Below are 4,081 nucleotides of genomic sequence, written 5' to 3'. Positions count from 1 at the left end.
TTAAATCAAGTAATGGACGGGTGGTTATTCCTCGCTATTACGACGGCATTGTAATAAACGAAGCCGAAAAATCAGCGATTGCAGCCATTCCTGTTGATCATAAACAAATAGCTACAAATGTGGGTGTAAGCAGTGTTAAGTTAGTCGACAGCGACTATTATACCTCGTTGCTTTACCCCTCACTGAACATCAATAGTATGGTGGCCGCCGACCCAAATAAACCGCGTACGGTGATACCGGCAAACGCTACTGCCAGGATAGATATCCGCACCGTTACTGCAACACCGGGTTTAAGGCAGGTAGAGCTGATTAAGACCTTCATGAAAAGCCAGGGCTTTCATTTAACCGAGGGCGAACCAACCGAGCTTGAGCGGAGTCAGTATCAAAAACTGGCCAGTGTTACCTATTTGGGTGGGGCGGCAGCTTTGCAAACCCCACTTACTTCTCCGGTGGGAGCCTGGGTAAAAGCATCCATGAACACGCCACCTATCGAAATTCCTATCATGGGCGGAACAGTGCCAACAGAAGGTATCGCTGAAGGTTTAGGTATTCCGGTGGTGTTATTGCCCTTGGTCAATCGCGATAATAACCAGCATGCACCTAACGAAAACCTGCGAATTGGCAATTATTTTACTGGTAGCGCGATAATAGAGTCGTTGTTACTTACTGAATTTAAAAATTATCCAATTCATTGATTTTTCGTCTGAAATTTGGCGTTACGCGAAATATTAAATCGCCAGAATGGTTACGCGTAACGCTTCTGAGGCAGCTGTTTTTATTCTTCGTCTTTTTCCAGCGCCTTTTGGCTTTCGTAACGGTATACCGCTATCAGTAAATCATTCCACTTGTTGGTAAGCTCAGGGTGTTCCTGAATTAACTTTGCCATATGCGCTTCTGCTTTCTCATGCTCTTCACGAAGATAAGGTGCTAAATCCGAGTCATTGGGCATCATTGCAAAATTAACAGCGCTGCCCTGAAAATTATCCTGAATTTTTTCTGCTCTGATTAGCCTTACATATCGTGGCTCGCACTCCATACGTTTTATATTGCTACCTATAGTTGAACGATATTCACACAACATATCAAAGTACTTATCAGGATTAATGGCATTATAAGCTTCGAAAAATTCGAGTCGCTTTTTCTTAACTGCACTGCGCATTTGCACCAGAGATTGGTCACCCGTGACGGTAATAACTTCAACATCGTCCTGCGCAGGTGAGGCATTGGCAAAAGTCGATATACTGAATACTGCGATTAAAGCGGTTAAAAGAGTTGTTTTCACTGGATTCTCCATATCATTTCAATAGCTTAACTAAATTAGTCACTGGAATTTTTCAATGCTTTGTGGCTTTCATAGCGATATAACGCGACTAACAAATCATTCCACTTTTTGGTAAGTTCAGGATATTCCTGAATTAACTTTGCCATATGCGCTTCGGCTTTATCGTGTTGCGCCCGTAATAATGGCGTGAGCTCAGTTTCAGACGGGACCTTATTAAGGTAAAACCTAAAGCCATGGATGTTGTCTCTTACCTGTTCCGACCTTATCCGCTGAACGTAGCGTGGCTCGCATTCCAATGATTTAATGTGACTGCCAATGTCGGCACGATAATCGCACATCATATCGAAGTATTTATCGGTATTTACTGCGTTGTAAGCCTGGTAAAACTCAATTTGCTTTTGTTTTATCGTAGTACGCATTTGCGTAATTGATTGATCACCGGTTACGGTGATCACTTCAATGTTTTCGCGGTCAGGAGATGCGAAAACAATCGGCGGCATCGACAAGGTAATTGCTAAGCCAAAAATGACTGTACAATAATAATTCACTTCATCCTCCACAGTGTTAACAGTATTAACTATTGGCACGACACCCAGTCTATCGTGCCAAATAACAGTATAAACCTGTCTATGAGGATAGAATTGAGTGCTATTTATTTACATCTACAACTACTCTGCCCTGTACCTGTCCAGACAGAAAATCAGGGGCAATCGCTAGTGCTTCTGCCAAGCCTGCATTTTGGGTAATCAAGGCCAGGCTCTCGGGTGGCAGATCGGTTGCAATTCTTGCCCAGGCTTTCTCTCGTACTGCCAGTGATTGGGTGACACTGTTTATACCGAGTAACTTAACACCACGCAAAATAAAGGGGGCTACTGTTGAAGGAAAGTCCATGCCCTGCGCCAATCCGCAGGCTGCCACTGCACCTTCTGACATTGTTGAGGCACAAGCATTAGCCAGCGTATGGCTACCCACGGAGTCAACAACACCTGCCCATCGCTCTTTAGCCAGTGGGCGACCAGGCTCGCTGAACTGTGATCGGCTTATAACTTCCGATGCACCAAGGGCTTTCAGTGTATCAGCCTGTTCCATACGGCCAGTAGAGGCAACTACGGTGTACCCCAGCTTTGCTAGAATCGCAATTGCCGTGGTACCGACTCCGCCATTAGCACCAGTAACCAGGATTTCTCCTTTGTCTGGAGTAATGTTGTGTGACTCCAGCGCCATAACACATAACATAGCGGTGTAACCCGCTGTGCCTACGTTCATTGCATGATAGGGTGTAATAGTATTAGGTAACAACTGAACGAAAGCTGAATTAACAGCCGCTTTTTGCGCAAGACCACCCCAGTATTGCTCTCCCAGGCCCCAGCCATTAACCAATACGTTGTCTCCAGGATTGAATTTCGCAGAGCGACTTGAAAGCACTGTGCCTGCCAGATCGATACCGGCAACCATAGGGAATGTTCTCACTACCGGACTCTTACCGGTTATTGCTAAGGCATCCTTGTAATTCAGCGTACTGTAATGTACTTCTATGATAACGTCTTCATCAGGTAACGCCGTATCCTCCAGCGCAGCAATATCTGCGTGATAACCATTGTCGTCTTTGGATATATAAACAGCATTAAACATAGTGCCTCCTGTTTAGGATTTGTAGGGGATGTTTAGGATAGTAATAGACATGTTGTCTGGTTCGGATTCAGGTTAGTCGGGCTAAAAATACGGTGGCAAATTTACGCATGGGAACGTCAGATTGCATGACCTTTGCGCTTAAAATGGCACCTTCCCAGCCAATCCAAAAAAATTCAGCTTGCTCCTGGCAATCTATTTCAGTTGCAATCTGACCGAGATCTTGTGCCTGTTTGAGCGTTGCCGACAACAATGCAGTCCAGTGTTGCAGGCAGTCTGCCAGTGGCTGTTTGAACGCTTCCGCCAAAATGGGCATTTCCTGTCCAAAATTGCCAATAAGACAGCCACGGGTAAAGCGGTATTTCTGCATACCCTCCACCGCTTCTTCAATAAAGCGCTTTATTCCCTCAACCGGTGTTTCAGGTTCACTGTTAAAACAACGCTTCAACTTGGCACAAAAATACTGGTCGTAATGCGCGATAACCTGCAGCCCAAAATCGTCCTTGCTTTTAAAATAGTGATAAAACGAGCCTTTGGGCACGCCTACTCGCTTTAATATGTAATCAATTCCTACGGTATTAAAACCGCGCTCAGTAAGAATGGCCATGCCGGTAAGCAGCAATGCCTGCTTGGTATCATCGAAGCATCTGGCTTGTTTAGGTGGGCGTCCCCGTTTTGCTATGGTCATTGCAACATCTCAATCATAACGCTTTTTTTAATTATTATAGACCAGTCGTCTATAAATCAAGATTTATTTTAGACCATATGTCTACAGCATTGTTATTAATGATTTTTTCTACAAATGCGACTGGCCGCCAAACATAAAGTAACTACCTGATTTCAACCTGTTCAAGTACTAAAAAATATGCGGTCATCATGGTGGTGGGCATTCAAGGAAAGGGTGTGGTCTGCGCTATATTCACACTTACAGAAATAGCGGATTATGATTGATGTAAAAATGAATCTACAGCGCCTCAGTTTTGCGCATACCGCTACAGCGCTTGGAGCAATATTTCACGTTCTCCCAATCGCGCTCCCATTTTTTTCGCCAACTGAATGGTCGTTGGCACACCGGGCACATCTTGGTGGGTAATGCTGATTTTTTCATTACGCAGAATCCAGTTTAGATAACAACGCTTGAGCTTGTTCTTGCATGTCGCTAATCGTTTC

Annotated in this window: 5 protein-coding genes and 1 pseudogene; 1 reads left to right on the top strand and 5 read right to left on the bottom strand. The window is 44.5% G+C overall.

The features are described from left to right. Positions 1-695, top strand: a pseudogene (locus tag ACLR2L_RS19320) (peptidase dimerization protein); the annotation flags it as partial. Between the two features lie 80 nt (positions 696-775). Here the strand turns inward: ACLR2L_RS19320 and ACLR2L_RS19315 are convergent. The 5 genes from ACLR2L_RS19315 to ACLR2L_RS19295 form a co-directional block, all read right to left on the bottom strand. Beyond that, positions 776-1,282 carry a hypothetical protein gene (locus ACLR2L_RS19315; RefSeq protein WP_413370538.1) on the bottom strand — a complete coding sequence of 169 codons (507 nt, stop codon included), beginning with the start codon at positions 1,280-1,282 and terminating at the stop codon, positions 776-778. 35 nt (positions 1,283-1,317) lie between these two features. Continuing rightward, complete coding sequence (locus tag ACLR2L_RS19310; RefSeq protein WP_413370536.1) at positions 1,318-1,830, bottom strand: hypothetical protein; 513 nt, start codon at positions 1,828-1,830, stop codon at positions 1,318-1,320. Between the two features lie 100 nt (positions 1,831-1,930). After that, positions 1,931-2,914, bottom strand: a complete 984-nt coding sequence (locus ACLR2L_RS19305; protein ID WP_413370534.1) for an MDR family oxidoreductase — start codon at positions 2,912-2,914, stop codon at positions 1,931-1,933. A 67-nt stretch (positions 2,915-2,981) separates the two neighbouring features. Next, the gene (locus ACLR2L_RS19300) at positions 2,982-3,599 is read right to left on the bottom strand and encodes a TetR family transcriptional regulator C-terminal domain-containing protein (protein ID WP_413370532.1); all 618 of its coding nucleotides are present in this window, start codon (positions 3,597-3,599) and stop codon (positions 2,982-2,984) included. A 276-nt stretch (positions 3,600-3,875) separates the two neighbouring features. Then, on the bottom strand, positions 3,876-4,019 hold the full coding sequence (locus ACLR2L_RS19295) for a DUF2256 domain-containing protein (protein ID WP_140957445.1): 144 nt from the start codon (positions 4,017-4,019) through the stop codon (positions 3,876-3,878). Between the last annotated feature and the right edge of the window lie 62 nt (positions 4,020-4,081).

Source organism: Alteromonas sp. AMM-1, from assembly GCF_047290655.1.
In the GTDB taxonomy this organism is placed as follows: domain Bacteria; phylum Pseudomonadota; class Gammaproteobacteria; order Enterobacterales; family Alteromonadaceae; genus Alteromonas; species Alteromonas mangrovi.
The sequence above is the reverse complement of the archived record's forward strand: the minus strand, read 5'-3'. Positions and strand labels throughout refer to the sequence as shown.